This is a genomic window from Spirosoma sp., assembly GCF_048594605.1.
Taxonomy (GTDB): Bacteria; Bacteroidota; Bacteroidia; order Cytophagales; family Spirosomataceae; genus Spirosoma.
This window is the reverse complement of record NZ_JBMDWV010000307.1, coordinates 1-24,969: the sequence shown is the minus strand read 5'-3', so window position 1 is coordinate 24,969 and position 24,969 is coordinate 1. Positions and strand designations below refer to the sequence as shown.

Sequence of the window (24,969 nt, the reverse complement as noted above, 5' to 3'; positions counted from 1 at the left end):
CGAGAGCCTCGGCACGCGCGTCATTTACCTTTTTCTCGGCTTCCAGACGATTAGCACGAGCCTGCTCTTTAGTCTGTGCTTTTGTATCGGCAGCACCCGCTTTGCGGTTTTGCTTATCATCTTTCCAGGCAGCAAATTTCTCGTCGGCCTGCTCCTGCGTGATGGCTCCTTTGTTGACGCCAACTTGCAGATGTTTACGATACATAAGGCCCTCATGCGACAGCACCGAACGGGCGGTGTCGGTTGGCTGAGCGCCCACCATGAGCCAGTAAACGGCCCGCTCCGACTTTACTACGACCGTCGAAGGGTCGGTGTTGGGGTTGTACGTACCAATTTTTTCGATAAACCGGCCATCGCGGGGAGAAGTTGATTCTGCTACCACGATGTCGTACATCGCCATTTTCTTGCGTCCACGACGCGCTAAACGAATTTTAACAGCCATTTGTGCTTGTTTGGTTTTGATGAGAGACGCATCCCCCCTGTAAAACGTGGCCGCAAAGGTACGAAAAAAATTAAGGCGAATGTTATTCCAACTCGTAAAACAGTACGGAATTTTCAACAAAAAAGAATCCCATTCAATCCAGACCTATAAGCCGGGTTCTGTCCTTCCGCTATTCACGAAATGGCTTATCATTTATCTGGGATGCCGATCGCCCGACACCTCGTTCGACCTACCCGCATCGGCGTTGGTCCTTTCGAACCGCTGGCGACGAGCAGCCGCGCATCCGACGCTTATTTGGTCTTTCAGCCCCTAAGGGTTACCGTGCCCCATTGGTCACCCACTGGGCGGTAGGCTCTTACCCCACCGGTTCGCCCTTACCAGGGATTAATGATTGAATGATTGAATGATTGAATTTTTGAATTTTTGAATTAAAAATAGCTAGCGCAAGTCTATTCAATCATTCAACAATTCAGTCATTCAATCATTAATCCCTGGCGGTATATTTTCTGTTGCCCTGTCTGTCGAGCGGCCGTTCCCAGCCGGTCGCCTTCCCGTTAGGAAGTAGGGTGCTCTACGCTGCCCGGACTTTCCTCGCCCGATCACTCGGACGCGATAAGCCAGCCTGGATTGTTTGGGGCTGTAAAGGTACGGACTTTGTCAGCAATAGCCATAGACAACCTTTTATTGTAAGCCGTCTACTTTTATGTCAATTCGACCGCGTGCGTTTACTACCGCTAGTAATGCGGTGGGGGTTAAATACACCTGATCGGGTTTGATCTCATCGATACGTCCATTAATGACCACTCCTTTTGCCAACTGATTGTTTTTAAGCCGTTCCTGCAACAATTTCTGCATATCGGCTAGTTGAGAGCCCACCGGAATTGTCAATTGTTTTTCCAGTGTCCGGGCAAACGTGCCCTTTAGCAGCCAGCTCGCCGACCGGGCCAATACGTTCTTTGTATCAATATCGTACTCCAGATTTTTCAGAGAAATTGTCTGATCATGCGCATCGTAATACGGTCGCCCTTTCAGGTAGATATCGCCGTTGATAGTCCCTTTCAGTCCCGCTTTGATAATAAGGTTTTCATTCTGTCCGTAGAGATCCATGCTGGTGATGGTAATACTATACCGATCCTCACTGAATGAAAACGTTTTTCCAACAAACTCTTCAGAAGCCAGTTTGGCGGCTTCCGCATAACTGGCCTCACTCAATAAGCCGATCTGAAAATCATCTTTTACCTGATTCACTACGGTCAGATCCGGGAGTGATACCGCTGGTCGAATTTCGGGTTTTGCGCCTGTGGTTGTCAACGTAAAGCCTTCAATACCAATAGTAGCCCGAATAAATCGATTCTCGAAACGTAATGGTGTAATGAGTACCCGTTTTGGAACAACCTGCAGATACGTTCGGTACTTATCCGAAAGCAGGTAAGGCTCGCGTAACGTATTCCAGGCTTTCAGAACCGGTGTGCGAAGATCAACGTTCCGATGAATCTGCTGATCAATGGACTTGGTAATCGTGCCCAGGTTTTTATCAATAATTTTACCAACCAGGTTCGTAATGGGAATATTCAGACCAATCACGTTAACCGTCGGACGACGAACCCATCCATAACCATCAGCCTGCGTGTGGGTATGCACAGACCAGTCGCGTTCAAGGTCAAACTTCGTCTTGAACCGCAGATCAATCTCGAATTCGGTTTCTTTATACTGGGTAAATCCCAGCACAGAAACGCCCGCTTTTACCCAAATACGCAAAGGAACAGTAAAATGAAACAGGCTATCCTGAGCAGTCAGGAGGATGGTGCCCCGTTTCCAGACCTTGGTCATAAACTGGTCACTGTTATTATCTTCCAGGCTCTTATCCTCATAAATCAGCCCCGAAACCTGTGCATTAATCTGCCGCTCAATATCCGACAGCGCAATGGAAACAGGAACATGGACGGTCGACAAAAAACGTTCATTACGGACTTCCATCTCAGTGATTTTATAGGCTTCTTTAGGAGCCTGCGGGTTTAAACGATTTTTGGATGGCTGACATCCAATCAGCATAAATACCCAAAAAAGTAACGTCAGCCAATTCTGACGTACTGAAACCGCTGAAGTCCACTTACTTAATCGTAATCTTGGTGGCACCATAGCCAAACTTCTGTTTCTGAGCGTCCTCAAAGAATTTAACATTCGGGTGCTGACCCAGCCGCTTGTGCAGCTCAGTACGTAGCGCACCGCTCCCTACGCCATGAATAAACGTAATGTCGTGCATACCACTGGCAATCGCATTTTCCAGCGCCTTTTCAAACGTATCAAGCTGAAGTTTCAGCAGATCAGCCGGACCTCGATTTCCGTGTCCGTTGGGCAATAAGGCTTCTACGTGCAAATCAACGACCGACGATGGCCGTTCAATCGAAACAGCATTCGTATCGGATTTAGACTTGAGCATTTCCGTTTTTAAGTCCTCTGGCCGAATTGTAGCTGGTTTTGGCTGACTGGAACGATTGCTGGCTGGCGTTTGCTGAAGCCCCTCCTGCGAATCGGCATCAAGTTGCGTCACAAAGCCGGGCTGCTGTAAAACAGGAACAGTTGTTTTAGCCTTAAAAAACGTTGATGCTCTGGCCTTGAAACGTTTTACAAGGGGAGACCGCAACGACGATTTTCCTGCCCGAAACCAGAGCCCCTGCACCACAAAGGTCGGCCATTCTTCGAACGTAGCGTGCGTATATAAGTCGTTCATTTTCTGCTGCGATTTAGCCTTCAAAACACCGCTATGTACCCCACGAAACTGCACTCCTCCCCCAACTCCGGCCGATTCCTCACCTAATACGTAAGGAAATTCCCAGTCGGTATTGTTAATGAGATGTAAGGTATACTCACGGTCGTTGACCGGTACAAAGGCCAGGTAAATGCCCTGATTGGCCAGAATGGCCGAAGCCGATGGTATTACCGTTTTCTGTGGTGCATATGGATTATTTTTTAGCAGCCGTTCCGCTTCTAACGGCGAAACCGGCACCAGCTCTGAACGCATAACCGGAATCCGAAATCCATCCTCAATTTCAATCTCAATCATGTCGCCGGGCAGAAATCGCGACACAACACCCTGTTCTTTGGCCCGTAAAAGCCGGACTTTATCCCCAATATTCATAGCAGTCGATAATTAGTAGTTGGCAGTCGGGCGTTGTTAGTACGTATAAGTTGCTAATAACACCCGACCAGCCAATTCAAAAGTATAACGCTTATACGTCTAAAACACTCCCAGTAATTTTTAAATCATTTTGCTTCACTTTTCGCTTTATGATTCAACAGTCTTTTACTGAGACTTGTAGTCCTGATTTTACTCTACGTTATTCATCAACTTCATGTGGATTGTATTTGCTCTACTGGCTGCTTTATCAGCCGCTACCGTCGTTACCCTTTCTAAAGTGGGCATTAAACAAGTAGACTCAAGCGTAGCGTTTGCCATTCAATCAGTCATGATTCTGGTGGTTTCGTGGAGCGTTGTAATCGGTCAGGGTAATTTGTCTGATGTTACGCGTATTGAGCGAAAAGTTTGGATCTATCTGATCATTGCCGGAGTCGTTACATGCCTGTCGTCGCTCTTCTCCTTCCGGGCGCTTAAGTTGGGCAATGCCTCTCAGGTTTCGCCTTTAACCAATTTTTCACTCGTACTTGCGGTATTTATGGCTGGCGTATTTCTTAAAGAAAAACTTAACTGGCAGGTTATCGTTGGCACTATTCTGATGGGAATTGGCGCTATTATGATTGCGATAGCGCGCGAGTGAGCAGCCAAACAAAGCTGTGCGCGCGTGAAAAGAGTTTTTTGTATGATTACATTTGTAGGATTCATACCATTCTGTTTTTATGGCTGTTTCCGCAAACGAAAAACTTAACCTGGCCCACAATTTTGTTCTCCACACAAACCGAAATATATTCCTGACCGGGAAAGCCGGAACCGGAAAAACGACTTTTCTTCAGCAGGTTAAACAGCTCAGCGCCAAACGTCTTGCGGTGGTGGCCCCAACGGGCGTAGCAGCCATCAATGCCGGGGGCGTAACGATCCATTCTCTTTTTCAGCTTCCGTTCGGTCCGTTAGTTCCAGGATCTACCCAGCGCGAAGGGCGGAAGTTCAACCGCGAAAAAATCAATCTGCTACGTACCCTCGATTTGTTGGTGATTGACGAAATCAGTATGGTCCGGGCTGATATTCTGGACGGAATTGATGAGATTCTTCGTCGGTACAGGCACAGCTCCCAGCCCTTTGGTGGCGTACAATTATTGCTGATTGGCGATATGCAGCAATTGCCGCCCGTCATTAAAGATGAAGATTGGGAACTGCTGAAGCCTTATTACGAAACCGGCTATTTTTTCAGTAGCAACGCATTACGTCAGACGCCCTACGTATCAATTGAACTGACGCACATCTATCGACAATCCGACGAGCGGTTTATTAGTTTGCTTAACGGCATTCGCGAAAAAACGATCACTCCGGCGCAGCTAGCTGATCTCAACCAGCGCTACGTTCCTGATTTCGCGCCCGACGATGCGGAAGGCTATATTACGTTATCGACGCATACCACAACGGCGCAGCAGATCAACATCACCAAACTTAAAGCATTAAAAACGCCACTTGCTACGTTCGAAGCCGTTATTGAAGGTGATTTCCCGGCGCACGCTTACCCCACCGAAGTTAGTCTGGACCTAAAAGTTGGTGCGCAGGTCATGTTTGTAAAAAATGACATTTCCCGCGATAAGCTGTACTACAACGGTAAAATTGGGCGGATAACCAGCATGGACGACGATGTGATCTACGTAACGAGTCAGTCGAATGGCGACGAAATTTCTGTGTATCCAGCCGCCTGGACTAATATTCGCTACAGCATCGATCCCACGACGAAAGAAATAAAAAGTGAGGCCATCGGTACGTTCACCCAGTTTCCGCTGAAACTTGCCTGGGCCATTACGATCCACAAAAGTCAGGGTCTTACGTTCGAGAAAGCGATTATTGATGCGTCGGCTGCGTTTGCACACGGGCAGGTATATGTAGCACTCAGTCGCTGTAAAACGCTGGACGGATTGGTGTTACGTGCCCCTATTCCGCCACGTAGTATTAAAACCGAGCTGGAGCTGGAAGATTTCCACGTGCAAGTTCAGCAACAAACGCCCACCGAACAGCACCTGTACGACGCCAAACGTACCAATCAGCAACAGTTGGTTCAGGAACTGTTTTCGTTCGAACGGACCGGTTCGCTACTGTACCGATGCCGCCGAATCGTCAATGAACATGCCAGCAGTTTGGACGAAGCGTGTAGTTCTATGATCTCGCAGTTGTCCGAAGAATTTCGGACGAAAGTCCGGGACGTAACGCAACGGTTTCTGGAGCAGCTACCGGCATACTTTACCAGCAACGATTTGCCTGAAACAAACGCAGCGTTGCAGGAGCGTGTCCGGAAAGCTGCTACGTATTTCCAGACCTTACTGGGCCATGAATTGATGCCGCTGCTCCAGCAATGCCCGACCGACTGCGACAATAAACAAGTTCGCGAAGCTATTCAGGAAGTGATGGACGAGCTGGAGAAAGAGTTATTCAGCAAGCTTCGCAGTTTTGAAAGTTGCCGGGAAGGTTTTGACGGGCTGGCCTATTTGCAGGCTCGCAACCGGGCCGAACTGGATTTTCAGTCCAGTCGAAAGAAAAGTGAACGTAATACCGACGAAACAGGAAAAGGGGGCTTATACGGTGCCTTGATAAAGTGGCGGAATGACCTTGCCGGAGAACACGATACGTCGGGCTACATGGTTCTGCCTCAAAAAACCATCGTCGAACTGGCTCGTCTTCGCCCAACCACCAAAGATGAGCTTCTGGCTATCAAAGGGTTTGGTAAAACCAAAGTCAAACAGATTGGCGAGGACGTACTGGCGGTTATTCGGGACTATCTGGAACGATCCGCGCGTTCGGCGGCTCCCAAAGAAAAGAAACCGAAACCCGCCAAGGGCGATTCTGGCGCGGCTACGGTAGCGCTTTTCCAGTCGGGCAAAACCATTGCTGACATTGCTACCGAACGCAGCCTAGCCGTTTCTACCGTTGAAGGCCACCTGGCCAAAGCCATCGCTGCGGGCGAACTGGCCGTGGAGGACGTACTCTCGGCTGACAAACTGGCAACCATCCGCACCTACCTCGATACGTATCGCCCTACAACGATGGGCGAAGTGATGAAAGGGCTCGGCAGCAGCGTAACATACGGCGAAATCCGGTTCGTGTTTAGCGCCATCCGCGCCGAAATGAGCAAGATTGGGGAATGAGACTATTACTATCGGCAAAACTCCAGAATGACGTATTATTTCGATAACCGAGGTAACTTATTCCCTTACGAGCTTATCCGTATTGATTCGCTCGATGAATTTGAACAGATGTTTGTGACCTCTTTCCCGCTTTCTAGCACACGGGTGGCCATCTATACAGGCATGCTTGAATACATTGAATCGTTAGGCGATACGTTGAACCAAGTCGCCTATAGCGGTAATTGGACACTATGGATAAACGGGAGTTTTACATCTAATAAGCTCAATCCGAATGATATTGATGTGCTAAGTTTATTAGATGACGACTCCAGTCTACGAGAAAACAAAGACTTGTTTGAACCGTTGTTTGCTCAAAATGCTTTTCAAACGTACCGGACTGATGCTTATTTTTTACTACATAATTCAACCGCTGAATCCGGGGAATTAGTAACTTACTGGAAAGATCAATTCGGTACAGATCGCAAGGGATTTCCGAAGGGAATTATTGAATTAGTAATGGACTTAAATTAATCAGGTAAAACCATGTCATTAAGTGAAGTTAAAAAACGACTGGAAGTGTTTTCGTCTGAGCGCATCCGCCAGACAGACGAACAGCTAAAAAAGCTTCGCCAACGGCAGCAGCAACAACCTTCAGTACCCAATGAACTTATGATTCAGAGTCTCGAAGACCGTAAAGAAAAGTTGAAACGGTAATCTACACAAGCATGCCCGACAACTTCACCACCGACCTCGTTAAAACCACCCAATCGCCAGCTTTAGCGCGCGAACCCGATTAACGGCGCTTGTGACCCAACTGCAAGCAGACGTTCAAGCATTGCAAGAATCTGAAACGTATCAATCTATAAGCCAATTAACGAGTTGGGATGTTTATTCTGCTGAGAAACGGCAGCAGTTAGAGGATCAACTAGAAGCGCTGGTAATTTAATTTCCGAATATACAGATTATCGGTTTCTGCTTTTAGCGTAAAAACAGTGATTTCAACTAGAAAAGTTTACGCGTAAAAGAAGCTATAATCTTCTCAGTACCCGCCGTAGAACTTACGTAATCCCCACTCAATAGCGGCTAGTGTCAGCACGACGAAAAACAACCAGCGCCAGTTAATCAACTCGTTCATTTCTTCGGTGCTGGTCAGGCGGGCCGGATGTGGACGAGTTGTCAGGTTTTGAACGAGGTCGTTGATGCGATTGGCGTTATAGAATTGCCCACCGGTTTGCTGAGCTAACTGACGAAGCATACCATGATCAGCGGTGGTATTGAGCGCTTCAAGCTGCAGATCACGTACTACAAACTGTCCAGACGATTGCTCCGCACGATTGTTCACGCTGACCGTAGCGCGGAACCGATACGCTCCTTCGGGAAGGCGGCTGATTTCGAAGCGGCTGTTGGCTGATGTCGGCGTATAATTGTACGAACGGGTTATCCCTTTTTCGTCGCTGATTTCCAACCGAACCGGTTTGTCGAATACGCGCTCGTAAATATCGTTGTACAGTTCTGTTTCAAAAATAACTTTCTCGCCCGCTACAAATTCATTACGTATCGGATACACCCGCAGCTTACGGCGATCTTCTTTCACCGAAATAAGCTGAATTACTTTCTGAATCAGTTCATCCACAACGTCCTGTTTGTCGGTCAAAGCGTATTCTTCGAGCCGCCATGACCACAATCCTTCTCCTGCCAGAACAGCCGTTTTTCGCGGACTTGTTACGTTGAGAGCCAACAACGGTTTCGCGGTACGGACACTACCAACCTGCTGCCACAATACCACTTCGGCGCCGGGCTGTAATTTGAACTCACCGTATGGAACCAGCATAGGTGGAAGCTTAGACAAAATTCCTAATCGGTCGGGGTCAAGATTAAGCTGTCGAAATTCGGGGTTAAAAAAGCCCGTTACCTTATCGCTTTGATTAGATTGAGCGGCCACCTGCATGACCGAATTTGACGTATTGAATGGCCCTAGCGCCGATTGATTCCCCAATACAAACAGCACGGGTGTATTTCTGGAAAAATATTTCTGAATCAGTGGATTTCCTACGCCACCATTATCCGGAATCTGGTGCAGGATAAGCAGGTCGTAGACTTTGTCGGTAGGTGGGGTTGCATCAGCAGCGGTGCCGGTCAGAATCCGAACGTCCAGCTCATAGTTCTGATTCCGCTCCAGAATATTTCGGATCGCTTTCACGTCGGGGTGAGGAGCGAGCGCCAGCAGCAGAATTTTCTCTTTGCCGTCAATGACGTCCAGGTACACGTCCTGCCGGTTGTTACGTGTGCTGAACTCGCCAGCCTGTGGCAACACTTCCACTACGTAGTGCTGTACACCTTTCTGGGTCGCGGTAGTCTGAAACGTAAGCTGATTGAATCGCAACGGCGAACCGGTATCATTCTTTCCGAAGCTGATCGACTGGCGTCCTAGTTCTTTCCCATTTTGGCGCAGCACGACCGTTGCGTTACGTCCCTGAAAGCCGTTGCTTACGATTTCGGCCTGTACTGGAAACTGATTGCCCAGATAGGCGATTCGATTGGCAATAATACCTTTGAGTTGAATGTCCCGTTTTGGAATGGTATCGCCCAGGCCAACTGTCTGAACAGCAAACGGATACTGCCCAAATGTGGGCGACAAGCCCTGGTTGAAGATTCCATCCGATACGAGAACTACGTCGGTAAGGTTCCGACCTTCATAATCGGAGCGAATCCCGGATAGTAAGCCAGACAAATCGCTGGTACGTTGCGTAAACGGAATTTGGGTCAGGTCGTCTCTTGAGGCTGTGTCGCCAAACGTACGAATCGAAACATTCAATCCTTTGTCGACCAACTGCTGCCGAAGAGTCTGCAATGCGGTAAGTGACTGATTGAGCGCTGGTCGGCCTGCAGCTGCTATCGATTCAGAATTGTCGATAGCCAGCACTACGTTCGGTTTTTCGGTTAGCGTTCGTAAGCTTCGAATCAGTGGATTCAACAGGAGAAAACATATGAAGCTGACGACCACAAACCGCAGCGCTGCCAATCCGTAGGTCGTCCGTTTATCGAATCCACCAACGGTTACCCCATTCGTTGCTAATCGGGGGAGTGGCTGATACATGGCAAATGCATACAGGGCCCCAATCAGAAAGCACACTAAAATCCACCAGGGTGAGGATTGAAAAATAAAATTCATAAGTAAGTGATGAACGATGAACGATGAACGATAAGTGATAAATATCTCTGACGTCAGCCCATTCATCACTCATCACTTATCCTTCCTCACTAAGTTAACATTCCTCCATCTACCTGTAGCACCTGTCCGGTGATGTAGCGGGAGAGATCGGAAGCTAAGAAAACAGCACAGTCGGCAACTTCGTCGGGCTGGCCACCTCGCTTCATTGGAATCTGCTGCTTCCACTCTTCGAGCGCTTTCTCGTTAATTTCGCCGGTCATTTCGGTTTCAATAAAGCCTGGAGCAATAGCGTTGGATCGAACATTACGTGACCCCAGTTCTAAAGCGACCGACTTAGTGAATCCAATGATACCAGCTTTGGAAGCAGCATAGTTGGCTTGCCCGGCATTACCCCGAATTCCTACAACCGATGTCAGGTTAATAATCGAACCAGCTTTTGCTTTCATCATGGGTTTAATGGCCGCCTTCGTCAAATTGAACACCGACTTTAAATTAACGTTAATAACGGTGTCCCATTGTTCTTCTGACATTCGCATCAATAAACCATCTTTGGTGATACCAGCATTATTGATCAGTACGTCGAGCTTCCCGAAGTCGGCTAATACGTTGTTGATGAGCTCTTCAGCAGCCTGAAAATTGGAGGCATCCGATTGGTAGCCTTTCACCTGTCCACCAAAAGCCCGAAGCTCTTCTTCCAATGCCTGTCCTTTTTCAACGCTCGACAGATAAGTGAAGGCAACAGCAGCGCCTTCCTGGGCAAATTTTTGGGCCATGGCCCGGCCAATTCCGCGCGAAGCGCCCGTAATCAAAGCAACTTTCCCTTGCAGTAAACTCATTTTGAATAATTATGGTAGAATGACAACTGTATAATGAGCCGAACCGTAACTAATTACTCATCATCCGTCGCTCTTTATACAATAAATGTTATCAAAAATAGGGTTTTAGAGGCAGTTTATTGCTATTGCAATACGTAGCGAATGGCAAAATTTACGGTCAATCCGGCCAGTAACCATCGATAAGCAGATCATTCACGTCTGAACTCGCCAACTCATTTGGTATTGCCAGAAGAGCCCTTTACTTTGCCGGGAATTCATCAGAATTTCGTATCATCTTTTACGAACCGACGCAGAATCGTTTTTGCTGGATTTACTGAACCAACCCTGCCATGTTACGTATCACTTATCTAATACAACTGACCTTACTGGTTGCCTCTACGCTTACTACGTTTGCTCAGAAAATTCACGCTCATAATGATTACGCTCAACCGCAACCATTTACCCGGGCGTATGAGCAACGAGCCGACTTTATCGAAGCCGACATTTGGTTACAGGATGGTAAACTGGTTGTCTCGCACGACAAACCAAAAGCCAACGCTCCTACCCTAGATTCCCTGTACCTGAAACCAATTGCCCAGTTGTTTGAGCAGAACAAAGGGAAGCCAAGCCCGGATCGCGATTACACATTTGCGCTGGTTGTCGATATAAAAGACAACCCCGCTGACGTATTGCCGAAGCTAATTGAGTTGCTTCAGCAACATCTTACGGTGTTCAGCCGATCGGCCAACCCCAAAGCGGTGCAGGTTATTGTGAGCGGCAATCGCCCCAAACTAGAACACTATCTCGATTATCCGCTGATTCAGTTTGATGGCCGCCCCAGCGAAGTATATGACCAGGAAACGCTCCAGCGTGTGGCGCTCATCAGCGATAATTTTCGTTCGTATTCGCAATGGAACGGCACGGATGAGTTATCAGACTTAGATCGGGATAAATTAAAGCGGGTTATAAAGCGGGCGCATAGCGATAATAAGCCTATCCGTTTCTGGGCTATTCCCGATAATCCTGCCGGTTGGAAACAATTGAAAAAATTAGGCGTCGACGTACTGAATACGGATAAAGTGGCAGAATGTGCACAGGCTATGCGCTAAGAATTGCGAGAGAAACGCCTTGGAATGATTCCGCCCAACGAAAACAAAGTAGCTTAGGACGTATCGGTTCTTTACTGAAAGAGGTTACAATCCTCTAATTCAGCAAAGAACCGCTTTTTTATGAAAAACGACTCCCGCTTCACTACGTCAAAACCTTTTTCTCACGTTCATCTCTTTTTCCAGTCAACCAGCCTCTTTACCCTACTTCTACTCTTGGCCGGTTTCACCCCAACGGGATCGAAACCAACAGCAACCCGCCAAGCGGATGTTATCATTTATGGTGGTACGTCGGCGGCCGTGACGGCAGCGGTTCAGGTCAAAAAAATGGGAAAATCGGTTATTGTTGTTTCTCCCGAAAACCATTTGGGCGGCTTATCGGCGGGCGGTTTAGGCTTTACTGATACAGGCAATAAAGAAGTGATTGGTGGGCTCTCCCGCGAATTCTATCAGCGTTTGTACCAGCACTATCAAACGAATGAAGCGTGGAAATGGCAAAAACAGACCGAATACGGCAACAAAGGACAGGGAACTCCCGCTATCGACGGAACCAATCGGACGATGTGGATTTTTGAACCCCACGCTGCCGAAAAGGTTTTTGAGGATTTCGTGAAAGAATACAAAATTCCTGTTTACCGGAATGAATGGCTCGACCGTTCGGCGAAGGGCGTATCGAAACAGAGAAACGCAATTCGTTCTTTCCGTACGCTGAGCGGTACGGTTTACGAAGGCAAAATGTTTATCGACGCTACGTATGAGGGCGACCTGATGGCAGCCGCTGGCGTTAAATACCACGTAGGGCGCGAAGCCAACAGCGTTTATGACGAAAAGTGGAATGGTGTACAGGCGGGTGTTTTTCAGCATGGCCATTACTTCAAGACGAACATCAGTCCGTACAAAGTTGCTGATGATCCAAAAAGCGGATTGCTGCCCGAAGTGTCGGCAGAGAAACCCGGGACAAACGGCACAGGCGACCACAAAATTCAGGCGTATTGTTTCCGGATGTGCCTGAGCAATCATCCCGACAATCGTATACCGTTCCCGAAACCCGAAGGATATGATCCAGCGCGTTACGAACTCCTGGCGCGCGTGTTTGCCAGTGGCTGGCGTGAGACGTTCAATAAATATGACGCCATCCCGAATCGCAAAACGGATACGAATAACCACGGTCCTTTTAGCACAGATTATCTCGGCAAAAATTACGATTACCCCGACGCTACGTATGAACGACGCAAACAGATTATTAAGGACCATGAATTATACCAGAAAGGGTTGATGTATTTTCTGGCGAATGATGCGAAAGTTCCGAAAGATGTTCACGACCAGATGCAACAGTGGGGTCTGGCTAAAGATGAATTTATTGACAATGGGCACTGGCCGCACCAGATATACGTTCGGGAAGCCCGGCGGATGCTCGGCGTTTTTGTAATGAAAGAGGCCGATGCGCTCGGAAAAACAACGGTACCACAACCGATTGGCATGGGGTCTTATGCGCTGGACGCTCACAATTCGCAGCGCTACGTTAAAGAGGATGGATTTGTCCAGAACGAAGGAGATATTGGCGTTCATCCTGACAAGCCTTACTCAATTGCCTACGGATCAATTCTTCCCAAAGAAGCAGAATGTAGTAATCTGCTGGTGCCCGTCTGTGTGTCAAGTTCGCACATTGCCTATGGGTCGATACGTATGGAACCCGTGTTTATGATTCTGGGGCAATCGGCTGCTACGTCCGCCGTTCTGTCGATCATCAATAACATAACGCCCCAGCGGTTGCCTTACGAAAAGCTAAACAAAGTACTGCTCGCCGATAAACAGCGGCTGACGCTGTAATTGACTCCAGTCAGTCAGTAAACCTTACCTGGATTTAGCTTATAGTATTACGTATTCATTGACTTACCTAATCTATAGTTTGTATGCTCGATATTCCTCAAATCAAGAAGCCTCCTGTTACGTACGATGTAGTCATTGTTGGCTCTGGTGCTGGCGGTGGTATGGCAGCTTATACATTGGCCAAAGCGGGTGCGAAAGTAGCCTTGCTCGAAGCAGGTGGCTACTATGATCCGGCTGATCCAAAGTACATTACCCAATTAAAATGGCCTTGGGAATCGCCCCGACGCGGTGCTGCTACCGAGTTCAGATCGGGTAGTGATTTCGACGCGGCCTGGGGTGGCTGGGAGATTGAAGGAGAACCTTATTCTGCCAAAGCCGGTACGGAATTCGACTGGTTTCGTTCGCGGATGCTGGGCGGACGCACCAATCACTGGGGTCGTATTTCCATGCGCTTCGGTCCCGACGATTTCCGTCGTCGTTCACTTACGGGTGTCGGCGACGACTGGCCTATTACTTACGAGGACATGAAACCGTTTTACGACCGTGTCGACCGGCTCATTGGCGTTTTTGGTTCTATCGAAAATATACCAAATGAACCCGATGGTATTTTCCTGCCGCCACCCAAACCACGTCTGCATGAACTGATGATTCGGAAAGGGGCACGTAGCATCGGGATTCCAGTTATTCCGTCGCGACTTTCAATTCTGACGAAGCCAATCAACAACGAACGGGGCTCGTGCTTTTACTGTCGTCAGTGTAACCGGGGCTGTCAGGCGTATGCCGATTTTTCGGCCTCATCGGTTTTGTGTATCCCAGCCGTTAAAACGGGAAACGTAACACTGATAAACGGCGCTATGGCACGTGAAGTCCTGACCGATCCGCAAACAGGATTGGCGACGGGTGTTAGCTACGTGGATAAAGCGACCTTGCAGGAAATAACGATACGTGCCAAAGCGGTTATGCTCGGAGCCAGTACGTGCGAGTCGGCCAGGATTCTGCTCAATTCCAAATCGGCGCGTTTCCCCAATGGGTTGGCCAATAGTAGTGGTGTTGTTGGTAAATACCTGAACGATTCGACGGGAGCAAGCCGCTCGGGATTCGTGCCTGCTCTAATGGACCGTAAACGCTATAACGAGGATGGCGTTGGCGGTATGCACGTCTTTACGCCCTGGTGGCTCGACAATAAAAAACTTGATTTCCCGCGTGGGTATCATATCGAATACGGTGGCGGCATGACTATGCCGGGCTATGGTTATGGCTCAGGCATCGAATCACTCAACGGAACCATTCCGGGTCGGGATGGAAAAACAAAAGTGGGCGGTGGCTATGGTGCAAGTTTAAAAGATGACTATCGACGGTTTTACGGCGCATATATCAGCATGTCAGGGCGAGGTGAACCTGTACCGCTCGAAAGCAATTACTGCGAAATTGACCCCGATAAGGTCGATAAATATGGTATTCCTGTGCTGCGTTTCCACTACAAATGGTCGGATTACGAAGTAAAACAGGCCAAGCACATGCAGGATACGTTCGAGGAAATTATTCACGCAATGGGTGGTATTCCGCTCGGCCCAAAACCCGGCCCTAACACGGCTCACGGTTACGGTCTGGCAGCTCCAGGACGTATCATTCATGAAGTAGGTACGGTACGTATGGGTAGCGATCCACGGACGTCGGCCCTGAATAAGTATCAGCAGGCTCATGACGTCAAAAACTTATTTGTGATTGATGCGGCTCCGTTTGTTTCTCAGGGCGATAAGAACGTAACGTGGACGATTCTGGCGGCTTCTATGCGTACTTCGGAATATCTGATTGATCAGGTGAAGCAGAAAAGTATTTAAACTTACGCAATAAAAAAGCCGTCTGAGTTGTGCACCCAGACGGCTTTTTTATTGTGTAATCTATAGGTTATTCAACCACAGCTTCTGGTTTTCTTACCGTAATGGTCAGGTTTTCACCTTCGCCACTGTAGTCGGCCATAATTACGTCACCATCTTTTAGTTCGCCCTTTAGAATTTCTTCTGCAACGGGATCTTCGAGGTAACGCTGAATAGCACGGCTCAACGGACGGGCACCGTATTGCTGATCGTAACCTTTTTCTGCCAGGAAATCTTTCGCCTTATCGGTCAACTCAACATTATAGCCAAGGTTGGTCACGCGACTGAGCAACTTGCCCAACATAAGGTCAATGATTTTGTGGATGTCTTCGCGTTGCAGCGAGTTGAACACAATCACATCGTCCAGACGGTTGAGGAACTCAGGTGAGAACGCTTTCCGAAGGGCACTTTGAATCGTGCTTTTCATCAACTCATCCTGAGATTCGGCTGACTTACGCGTTGAGAAACCAATACCCGCACCGAAATCTTTCAGGTCACGAACCCCAATGTTCGAGGTCATGATAATGATCGTGTTACGGAAATCTACCCGACGCCCTAAACCATCCGTCAGAATACCATCGTCGAGCACTTGCAGCAGAATGTTGAACACATCCGGGTGTGCTTTTTCGATTTCGTCCAGTAGCACAACGCTGTAGGGTTTCCGGCGGATTTTCTCGGTCAACTGACCACCTTCTTCGTAACCAACGTATCCCGGAGGGGCACCAACCAGTCGGCTAACGCTGAATTTCTCCATGTATTCCGACATATCGATACGTACCAGTGCATCGTCTTTGTCGAACAGATACGTAGCAAGTACTTTGGCCAACTCCGTTTTACCAACGCCTGTCGGTCCTAGGAAAATGAATGAACCAATTGGTTTCTTAGGATCTTTCAGACCAACGCGTGTCCGTTGAATGGCTTTCACCAGTTTTTCAATGGCAGCGTTCTGGCCGATAACCTTGCCTTTCAGTTCCTCGCCCATGTTGACGAGTTTCTTACCTTCGTCGTTCGATACGCTCGTAACCGGGATTCCCGTCATCATCGCTACGACTTCAGCTACGTTTTCTTCATTAACCGTATAGCGACGTTTTTTGGTATCTTCTTCCCAAGCTTGTTTTGCGCGCTCAAGCTGATCGATCAGGCGTTTTTCCTTATCGCGGAGCTGAGCTGCTTCTTCGTATTTCTGGCTCTTAACAACCTGGTTTTTCTCCTTCTTGATATTCTCGATCTGCTCTTCCAGCTTCAGAATATCTTCAGGAACCGTAATGTTGGAAATATGTACGCGAGCCCCAACTTCGTCGAGTACATCGATAGCTTTATCGGGCAGGAAACGGTCAGAGATATAACGCTCCGACAATTTCACAGCAGCCTCAACTGCTTCTTTCGTGTAATTGACGTGGTGGTGATCTTCGTATTTATCCTTGATGTTATTGAGAATTTCGATGGTTTCATCAATCGACGTAGCGTCGACCATAACCATCTGGAAACGACGGGCCAGCGCACCATCCTTCTCAATGTACTGACGGTATTCGTCCAACGTAGTAGCACCAATGCATTGGATGTCGCCCCGTGCTAATGCCGGTTTGAACATATTCGACGCATCAAGCGAGCCCGATGCACCGCCAGCCCCAACGATTGTATGCAACTCATCGATGAACAGGATCACTTCCGGCGATTTTTCCAGTTCGTTCATAACGGCCTTCATCCGCTCTTCAAACTGACCCCGGTATTTTGTACCCGCTACGAGCGATGCCAGATCGAGCGTAACAACGCGCTTGCCAAACAACACCCGTGATACTTTTTTCTGAACGATACGTAGCGCCAAGCCTTCAGCGATAGCCGTTTTACCAACACCCGGCTCACCAATCAGAATCGGATTATTTTTCTTCCGACGGCTCAAAATCTGGGCCACACGCTCAATTTCTTTTTCACGACCAACAATCGGATCAAGTTTACCGACCTCCGCGAGTTTAGTCAGATCACGGCCAAAGTTATCCAACACGGGCGTCCGCGATTTTTCGGAGCCTTTTGGATCTTTGCCAGAGCTGGAGCTGCTGCCGCCGAACATCCCACGGTCGTTGTCGTCATCATCGGTTTCAGGGCCCATCACCGGACGGCTTCCTGAAGATTGATATTCCAGCATCTCCTTAATGACTTCGTAATTAACATTAAACTTATTGAGAATCTGCGTGGCGACATTGTCTTCATCGCGCAGAATCGATAACAGAAGGTGCTCCGTACCAATGAGCGGGCTTTTAAAGATTTTAGCTTCCAGATACGTGATTTTCAGCGTCTTCTCTGACTGACGAGTCAGTGGAATATTCGCCAGATTTTTCACATTGTTGGTCGCAGTTCCTTTTGTAGCCGTTTCAATGGTAACCCGAAGTTCATCGAGCGAGATGCCGAGTTTTTTCAGCAGCCCCACTGCAACTCCTTCTCCTTCACGAATCATACCAAGCAGCAGATGTTCCGTGCCGATATAATCGTGGCCCAGGCGCAAGGCTTCTTCCCGACTCAGCGTGATAACCTCCTTGACGCGATTTGAGAATTTTGCTTCCATTCGTTTTAGGGTCTCCTTAGGTAAGCGTACTACTGGCCTAACGAAGAGTTTAAAGGATTTGTTCACTCCCGAAGACCGGCCATCAACACGTCCGAAGCGGCCGGTCCCTGGCAGAACAACAGGTCTATTATACTAAGATTTGGTACAAATTCCTGGCCAAAATTTTGCAGATAACCAATCGGTCTATGAAATAGATACGATTCCGACTGATTTCGCGGATTTACTCTTGACCGGGCATCAAATGAGCCAACTGGTGCGTCTTTATCGTACCAATCTGTCAGGTCAATGGAGACGCGTACCCGCAGTAGTTTCAGACAAATTGTCAGCAACTCAAAATTTAATTCAAACAGAAACGTCCAGTTTTTTTTGTAGACCCGCTCAAAGTCAGGCGCGTAATACTCAAAAAACGGTGCCTTTCCATAAGCCGCCTGCAAACATCGCCAGTGGTGCATTCGCCAAGTCTGACTATTGTCGATCCTAAGATCGCGGATTGGCTGATGATGCGTCCCCTGCTGCACAGGCACGGTGAGGACATCTACTTTATTTGCCGTCAGAACGTAGCAGCGATTTCTGTAACTTTGCTTCTGATAATGCTCCTGGGCCTCAAGTCGAACATTTTCGAATTGCACTACTCCTGATATATAATCTAAACAAGGCAGGTAGTGTAATTCAATAAGTAAGTTGGTCGGCTGAGACGCGACCGGATTCGGCGTTATCTGGTACTTTTCCAATCAAAACAAACGTATCCGTTCACAAATAAAGCAAAAATTTCATACCACCAACGATTTTTGTAAATTTTTAATTTTTAGACAAAATGATGCTTTCATCGTTTACTAAGTCTGCTCTTTCCAAATGAGGTTTTTTCGCTTTTTATCGCGCTTGCCATTTAGTATCTTATATGGTATTTCCAATGTATTATATTTTTTATTACTGCATATAATCCGCTATAGACGCCAGGTTATCCAGGAAAACCTAAAGCTTTCATTCCCAGAGAAATCAGCAGCAGAAATTAACCAAATCGCCAAAGGATTCTATCGTAATCTGGCCGATATCATCGTTGAAACTATTAAACTCCCAGCCCTATCACCAGACGAACTAAAACGGCGAGTTAAGATCACCAATATAGATGTAATACAGCCGCGTATACAGGCTGGTCAAACCGTTATTGGGATGACATCTCACCAAGGTAACTGGGAATGGATTCCGGCTATAATGGTCTTGAATGGTATACCGGTAGATAGCATCTACAAACCTCTGAGCAGTCCATTTTATGAGAAGTTAATGCTTTACATCAGGGCTAGTTTTGGACCAGTTCCCACACCGATGCATACTTTGCCACGGCAGATGGTCGCTCGTAAACATATACCCAGGGTGATTGGCTTAGTTTCTGATCAGGTTCCCGACATACCGGAGCAAGCCTATTGGACTGACTTTCTGCACCGGGATACCCCTTTCTACCCAGGCGGTGAACGACTGGCTCGTAGTCGGCAACTGCCCGTTTTTTATTTTGAAATGGTACGGCTGAGTCGGGGTTATTACAAGCTGACGTTTAAATTAATTGCTGAACCACTTTACACTGATCTACCTTTAGGCAGCATTCTGGAACGCTACCGCGATCTGCTTGAAAAAACTATACGGAATAATCCCTCAGACTGGCTGTGGTCGCATAAACGCTGGAAGCATTGGCGGGAAAAATGGATTAAAGTAGGGGCGAAACTAGAATAAAAGAGTATAATATTCTGTAAAACAGTATATTGCGTAAATTTTGACTATTCCGATTCTCTTATTTCGCGAAATGCTGTTTCTTCGTTTTTTATCCTATTTACCGTTTAGCTTACTTTATCTTCTCTCTGATCTACTTTACATTCTTATTTACTACGTAGTTGGATACAGAAAAACTGTTGTTCTGAATAACCTGCAACGTTCTTTTCCCGACGAGTCACCTGAACGACTGAAGCAGATGGCAAAAGGCTTTTACAGAAATCTGCTCGATATTCTGGTAGAGACCGTCAAACTACCGGATATTTCGCCACAGGAACTTCAGAAACGGCTACATTACACGAATCCATCGCTACTAAAGGAATATATAAACGCCGGACAAACCGTCATCTGTACGGGTTCGCACCAGTGCAACTGGGAGTGGGTTCCTTCGGCTGCCGTTGTCATTGGCATTCCGGTCGATAGCGTTTATAAAACACTGACCAATCCAAAAATGGAAGTGTTCATGCAGCAGGTCCGGGGAAGTCACGGCGCCATTCCTACACCTATGAAACAGTTGCCACGTCAGCTAGCTGTTCGGAAAGATATACCCCGTGTTATTGCCCTCGTAGCTGATCAGGTTCCCGACGTACCGGAGCAGGCGCACTGGATGGATTTTCTGCATCAGGATACGCCTTTTTACCCGGGTACCGAACGACTTGCCCGTAGTCGCAGTTTCCCTGTCTTTTTTCTGGAACTGGTGCGTGTGAAACGCGGGCATTACGAAGGTACGTTCTCGCTCATTGCCGCCCCACCCTTTAATGATCTGCCAGAAGGTGCTATTCTGGAACGTTACCGCGACAAGCTCGAAGAAGCAATACGTAATAACCCATCAGACTGGCTGTGGTCGCATAAACGCTGGAAACACTGGCGGGAAAAATGGGTTAAAGTAGGGGCGAAACTAGAATAGACAAATAGGACGTAACGAAATTTATCAATTCGTTACGTCCTATTTTTATTGTAGGGTATGAACTACCAATTATAATGTGTCCCGCCGGGCCTTTTCTGTCCGGGCTGAATCACGCTTCGCTTTGATTCTATCGGCTTCTGTAACAATGGCATTCTCGGCCTTATCTAATCCTCTATTGACCGCATTCCCTACTTTTTGTGCGGTTGTATCAACCGCTTCACTGGCGGCTTTTGCTTTGCGTTTTGCTCCTTTTCCAGCTTCCTTAGCGGCATCACCGATGTTCTGCCCAGCATTGTTCAGATCTTCTTTCACGCGAGCCTTGCGTTCCGCTTTTTCCTGACGGCGCATTTCCTTTTTGCTCATCGTTGATGAGTCCTGTGCATATGCTCCAACACTTAGTATAGTAGCAATAGCCAGTATACTTACTATTTTCGTTTTCATAACAGTTTCTTAATTAAATCAAGGTGTAATGCTCTGGTTGATTGTCTTATATGGTAATTTATGACTCTTAAACTGGTTGCCCGTAATTTTTGTTTTCAAAAAATTAACTAATCAACTCATTATCAGACCATAATCATATCTATGCACTCAATGATAATGGATTGGTATGGTTAAAGTAGCGCAATAAAATACCACTATTTTCTGCAACAGCATACTGGGCCAGGCCATCACCCGAACACTTTCTAATGGCGTTACGTTGTGAGTGTAGACAATCGAAAACCGGGAAACCGCTTTTTCCGTACCTTTGTCTGGCCAACCGGCACTGCCGCTACTCGTATGCTTGATTCGTTGATTACGCCTTCACAATCAGCCACATTGACTGATGCACCCACGCTTTATACACCCTCGTTAACCGAATACATCCGCCGGAAAACCATCACGGTCCATATCGGCGACGTCCCGATGGGGTCCGATTATCCAATTCGGGTACAGTCGATGACAACGGTAGATACAATGGACACACCGGGCTCCGTAGACCAGGTCATTCGCATGATTGAAGCTGGCTGTGAGTATGTGCGTATTACGGCTCCAAGCGTCAAAGAAGCGCAGAATCTGGAGAATATTCGTAAAGAATTACGAGCGCGAGGTTATACTACACCTCTGGTTGCAGACATTCACTTTACGCCCAATGCTGCCGAACTGGCCGCCCGGATTGTGGAGAAGGTACGTATCAATCCTGGTAACTATGCCGATCGCAAACGCTTTGAATTCATCGATTATACCGATGCGGCTTATGCGTCGGAACTGTCCCGAATTCGGGACAAATTCCTCCCGCTGGTACGTATCTGTAAAGAATACGGTACGGCCATGCGCATCGGAACTAACCATGGTTCGCTGTCCGACCGGATTCTAAGCCGTTATGGTGATACGCCCGTCGGAATGGTGGAGTCGGCACTTGAATTTCTGCGAATTTGCGAAGACGAAAATTATTACAACATCACTCTGTCGATGAAGTCAAGTAATCCGCAGGTGATGGTGCAGGCGTATCGATTACTGGTGCAACGTCTGGACGAAGAAGGGCTAAAACCATACCCTCTCCACCTGGGCGTAACGGAAGCGGGCGAAGCCGAAGATGGACGTATCAAATCGGCGCTGGGTATCGGTACGCTGTTAGAAGATGGTATTGGTGATACGGTACGCGTATCCTTAACGGAAGAGCCTGAACGCGAAGCTCCTGTAGCACAAGCCCTGATCGATCGTTACACGAATCGGGCAGAACGTAGCAATCCTATTCCGCCGATTACTACGTATCCTGTCAATCCGTTCCAGTATTCTCGCCGGACAACCCAGGAAGTTGTCAATTTTGGCGGGCAGAATGTACCACGTGTCATTGCCGATTTCAGCCAGGTAGCTGTTCAGACGCATGACGATTTAAAGCCAATCGGCCATTTCTATCTGCCCGAACCGGACAAATGGCGCATGAACGATCTGGGGGCCGATTACGTCTATACAGGTTCTCATCCAGCGCAGTTCATGTTGCCCAACGGGCTGAAGCAGATTCTGGATTACGGCGTTTGGCAAACCGTTTCAGATCAGGTCAATACGTTCCCGTTACTCGTATCCGATACGTACCAAAAAGCTCGCTCAGAGAACCAAATCCTGCATTCCCGGCTGAATTTTGTTCAACTTACTCTGTTGGATTTATCAACTGACATACTAAATACGCTACGTTCCGACACTACCGCCGTTTTGGTTATCCAGACCGATAATGCGCATGCCATGCCCGAATTGCGTCGGTTGTTTGTCGAACTAATCAATCAGAGAATTAATTCGCCGGTTGTTGTACAACGTACCTATACCGACGTAGCACCCGAAAACTTAGCACTTTATGCCGCTACCGATGTAGGCGGGCTGCTAATCGACGGTTTGGGTGATGGCATTATGCTGTCGGCGACGAATCCGGATCAGCTAAAATCGCGCAACAACCTGGCTTTTGGCATTTTACAGGCAGCTCGAACCCGCATTACGAAAACGGAATACATATCGTGTCCGTCCTGTGGTCGTACATTATTCGATTTACAGGAAACTACGGCTATGATTCGGCAACGCACCGATCATTTGAAAGGAGTTAAAATCGGCATTATGGGTTGTATTGTTAACGGTCCGGGCGAAATGGCGGATGCTGATTATGGCTATGTGGGTATCGGACGTGATAAAATTGCACTGTACCGGGGCCAACAGGTTATTAAAAAATCGGTTTCTGCCGAACGTGCCGTTGACGAATTGATCGAGCTAATCCGCGAAGACAACCGCTGGATAGAGCCCTCAGTAGAGAATCTTTAAGGGAAAAAGTGTGATGAATAATTAAGGTTTCGGCAATGTTTCCGACGCCATTCTTGTTACCTAAATGAGCAGTATTATTCGTTGTACGTTCTTCGCTAACCGCCCGTGAATAGATTCATTGATTACCTCAAAATTGGCCCTGTTTTCGCTTATTTTCTGCGCGTGTTTCGCAAGCCTGACCCTAATCTTCCAAGCAGTGTAAACCTACGGATGATGCATGGCATCAATCGAATCTCGATTCTTATGTTTCTGTTTGCAATAATCGTCTACACCGTACGGCATTGTTTCCGATGAACGTAGAAACCATTCGCGAGTATTGCATTGCCAAACCTGGCGTAACCGAATCCTTTCCATTCGGGGGCGATGCACTGGTGTTTAAAGTGGGCGGAAAGATGTTTGCGCTACTGTCAACAGAAAGTCAGCCCACCACGATTAACCTCAAGTGCGATCCTGAGTTAGCCGTCCAGCTACGTGAAGAACATTCGGCCGTAACACCGGGTTACCACATGAACAAAACACACTGGAATACAGTCACGGTTGATGGGCGTGTGCGTACAAGTGAGCTTCAGGAGTGGATTGATCACTCATTTGAGTTGGTTAGAAAGAGTTTACCAAAGGCTGTTCAGGCTCAATTGGGCTGAAATTGCTGAGGATGTTCTTACCCTATTCACAAATAAGCTTGCCGAGCAAATGCGAACCGGAAGCCCGAAATTTCAAGAATCCTTTGCCTCTAATATTGCTGATTTGTTTGCCCAAATCGGGCCAAAGATTGTAAATTCGCAGAATTAGATAAACCAGACTGAGATATGGAAGTTGTAGCGCTAGGTCTGCTTTTTTCACTTTATTTGACAATTCGCTATTTTCTGGTAGATCACGATACGTTGGCCGATAAAGATCGTAAACGCTTCCGATCAGGAATTGAATTAATTAATAGCCGAAAATTCGATGAAGCGCATCGCTTTTTCGACGACGTTGTTCGTCAGTATCCAAAATCCGCTGTTGCCTATGCTTACCGGGGCAAGTGTCATCTCGTTCAGGAAAATTATTATTCTGCCATCTACGATTTGACCCAGGCAATCAATCTGGACAATACACTCGCTGAGTGTTACCTGGATCGTGGCGTTGCTTACTACAATACGCAGGAATTCCAGCTCGCCTTTCGGGAATTTGACAAAGCGGTTTGGCATTTCCGGGACGAAAAACCGGATGCGTATCGCTGGCGCGCTTTAGCCCGTATTCAGTTTCGGCAGCTCCCTCAGGCCGAAAACGATCTACGTCGGGCAGTCACGCTTGGCGACGAGAACTCGTTCAACATTCTTCGTCAGCCTCCATTTACCCGCCCCGTTTTTCAACGAAAGTAACCTGGGAGTTTTGATTAGCGATTCAGCGTTAAATTTTGTTCACAGCCTAAAAAAGGGCTCTTCAAGTTGAAGAGCCCTTTTTTA

21 protein-coding genes and 1 other RNA gene are annotated in these 24,969 nt (G+C 47.6%); 13 read left to right on the top strand and 9 right to left on the bottom strand.

The annotated features are described in order from the left end of the window. The 4 genes from ACOJS8_RS18720 to ACOJS8_RS18705 all read right to left on the bottom strand — a co-directional run. A partial coding sequence (locus tag ACOJS8_RS18720) for a 30S ribosomal protein S16 (RefSeq protein ID WP_420150071.1) occupies positions 1–442 on the bottom strand: 442 nt, incomplete at its 3' end. Between the two features lie 131 nt (positions 443–573). Next, an RNA gene (gene rnpB / locus ACOJS8_RS18715) (RNase P RNA component class A) lies at positions 574–1,071 on the bottom strand. Between the two features lie 52 nt (positions 1,072–1,123). Beyond that, entirely contained in the window at positions 1,124–2,494 is a 1,371-nt protein-coding gene (locus ACOJS8_RS18710; protein WP_420150070.1) for a DUF4403 family protein, read from the bottom strand. A gap of 58 nt (positions 2,495–2,552) precedes the next feature. Continuing rightward, positions 2,553–3,581, bottom strand: coding sequence for a Smr/MutS family protein (locus ACOJS8_RS18705; RefSeq protein ID WP_420150069.1), 1,029 nt, complete (start codon positions 3,579–3,581; stop codon positions 2,553–2,555). A 214-nt stretch (positions 3,582–3,795) separates the two neighbouring features. On the opposite strand from ACOJS8_RS18705, the gene ACOJS8_RS18700 reads away from it, so the two are divergent. From ACOJS8_RS18700 to ACOJS8_RS18685, 4 genes are all read left to right on the top strand, one after another. Then, on the top strand, positions 3,796–4,218 hold the full coding sequence (locus ACOJS8_RS18700; RefSeq protein ID WP_420150068.1) for an EamA family transporter: 423 nt from the start codon (positions 3,796–3,798) through the stop codon (positions 4,216–4,218). Positions 4,219–4,297: 79 nt separating this feature from the next. Then, the gene (locus ACOJS8_RS18695; RefSeq protein WP_420150067.1) at positions 4,298–6,733 is read left to right on the top strand and encodes a helix-turn-helix domain-containing protein; all 2,436 of its coding nucleotides are present in this window, start codon (positions 4,298–4,300) and stop codon (positions 6,731–6,733) included. A gap of 27 nt (positions 6,734–6,760) precedes the next feature. Continuing rightward, positions 6,761–7,243 carry a DUF6932 family protein gene (locus ACOJS8_RS18690; protein WP_420150066.1) on the top strand — a complete coding sequence of 161 codons (483 nt, stop codon included), beginning with the start codon at positions 6,761–6,763 and terminating at the stop codon, positions 7,241–7,243. Between the two features lie 12 nt (positions 7,244–7,255). Next, positions 7,256–7,426, top strand: a complete 171-nt coding sequence (locus ACOJS8_RS18685) for a hypothetical protein (RefSeq protein WP_420150065.1) — start codon at positions 7,256–7,258, stop codon at positions 7,424–7,426. A gap of 325 nt (positions 7,427–7,751) precedes the next feature. Here ACOJS8_RS18685 and ACOJS8_RS18680 read toward each other — a convergent pair whose 3' ends face one another. Continuing rightward, complete coding sequence (locus ACOJS8_RS18680) at positions 7,752–9,884, bottom strand: VWA domain-containing protein (protein ID WP_420150064.1); 2,133 nt, start codon at positions 9,882–9,884, stop codon at positions 7,752–7,754. Between the two features lie 89 nt (positions 9,885–9,973). Then, positions 9,974–10,720: a 3-oxoacyl-[acyl-carrier-protein] reductase gene (fabG, locus tag ACOJS8_RS18675; protein ID WP_420150063.1), complete on the bottom strand. Its 747-nt coding sequence runs from the start codon at positions 10,718–10,720 to the stop codon at positions 9,974–9,976. 329 nt (positions 10,721–11,049) lie between these two features. Here fabG and ACOJS8_RS18670 point away from each other — a divergent pair, with 329 nt between their 5' ends. The 3 genes from ACOJS8_RS18670 (at position 11,050) to ACOJS8_RS18660 (ending at position 15,476) form a co-directional block, all read left to right on the top strand. Further along, positions 11,050–11,808 carry a phosphatidylinositol-specific phospholipase C/glycerophosphodiester phosphodiesterase family protein gene (locus ACOJS8_RS18670; protein ID WP_420150062.1) on the top strand — a complete coding sequence of 253 codons (759 nt, stop codon included), beginning with the start codon at positions 11,050–11,052 and terminating at the stop codon, positions 11,806–11,808. Positions 11,809–11,928: 120 nt separating this feature from the next. Next, on the top strand, positions 11,929–13,635 hold the full coding sequence (locus ACOJS8_RS18665) for an FAD-dependent oxidoreductase (protein ID WP_420150061.1): 1,707 nt from the start codon (positions 11,929–11,931) through the stop codon (positions 13,633–13,635). A gap of 83 nt (positions 13,636–13,718) precedes the next feature. Next, on the top strand, positions 13,719–15,476 hold the full coding sequence (locus ACOJS8_RS18660; RefSeq protein ID WP_420150060.1) for a GMC oxidoreductase: 1,758 nt from the start codon (positions 13,719–13,721) through the stop codon (positions 15,474–15,476). 67 nt (positions 15,477–15,543) lie between these two features. Here ACOJS8_RS18660 and ACOJS8_RS18655 read toward each other — a convergent pair whose 3' ends face one another. Both ACOJS8_RS18655 and ACOJS8_RS18650 read right to left on the bottom strand, forming a co-directional pair. Further along, on the bottom strand, positions 15,544–18,072 hold the full coding sequence (locus ACOJS8_RS18655; protein WP_420150059.1) for an ATP-dependent Clp protease ATP-binding subunit: 2,529 nt from the start codon (positions 18,070–18,072) through the stop codon (positions 15,544–15,546). 62 nt (positions 18,073–18,134) lie between these two features. After that, positions 18,135–18,803, bottom strand: a complete 669-nt coding sequence (locus ACOJS8_RS18650; protein WP_420150058.1) for a WbqC family protein — start codon at positions 18,801–18,803, stop codon at positions 18,135–18,137. A gap of 121 nt (positions 18,804–18,924) precedes the next feature. Between ACOJS8_RS18650 and ACOJS8_RS18645 the strand changes: the two genes are divergently transcribed. Together ACOJS8_RS18645 and ACOJS8_RS18640 are read left to right on the top strand one after the other, a co-directional pair. Then, on the top strand, positions 18,925–19,797 hold the full coding sequence (locus ACOJS8_RS18645) for a lysophospholipid acyltransferase family protein (protein WP_420150057.1): 873 nt from the start codon (positions 18,925–18,927) through the stop codon (positions 19,795–19,797). A 70-nt stretch (positions 19,798–19,867) separates the two neighbouring features. Further along, complete coding sequence (locus ACOJS8_RS18640; RefSeq protein ID WP_420150056.1) at positions 19,868–20,740, top strand: lysophospholipid acyltransferase family protein; 873 nt, start codon at positions 19,868–19,870, stop codon at positions 20,738–20,740. Between the two features lie 69 nt (positions 20,741–20,809). Here ACOJS8_RS18640 and ACOJS8_RS18635 read toward each other — a convergent pair whose 3' ends face one another. Then, entirely contained in the window at positions 20,810–21,181 is a 372-nt protein-coding gene (locus ACOJS8_RS18635; protein ID WP_420150055.1) for a hypothetical protein, read from the bottom strand. Between the two features lie 336 nt (positions 21,182–21,517). Here ACOJS8_RS18635 and ispG point away from each other — a divergent pair, with 336 nt between their 5' ends. From ispG to ACOJS8_RS18615, 4 genes are all read left to right on the top strand, one after another. Then, positions 21,518–23,524: a (E)-4-hydroxy-3-methylbut-2-enyl-diphosphate synthase gene (gene ispG / locus ACOJS8_RS18630; RefSeq protein WP_420150072.1), complete on the top strand. Its 2,007-nt coding sequence runs from the start codon at positions 21,518–21,520 to the stop codon at positions 23,522–23,524. A 105-nt stretch (positions 23,525–23,629) separates the two neighbouring features. Beyond that, positions 23,630–23,818, top strand: coding sequence for a DUF6728 family protein (locus tag ACOJS8_RS18625; protein ID WP_420150054.1), 189 nt, complete (start codon positions 23,630–23,632; stop codon positions 23,816–23,818). Further along, on the top strand, positions 23,815–24,165 hold the full coding sequence (locus tag ACOJS8_RS18620; protein WP_420150053.1) for an MmcQ/YjbR family DNA-binding protein: 351 nt from the start codon (positions 23,815–23,817) through the stop codon (positions 24,163–24,165). Before ACOJS8_RS18625 ends, ACOJS8_RS18620 begins: the two co-directional genes overlap by 4 nt. 165 nt (positions 24,166–24,330) lie before the next feature. Next, a complete protein-coding gene (locus tag ACOJS8_RS18615; RefSeq protein ID WP_420150052.1) occupies positions 24,331–24,885 on the top strand; it encodes a tetratricopeptide repeat protein in 555 nt (184 codons plus the stop codon). Positions 24,886–24,969: the final 84 nt, after the last annotated feature.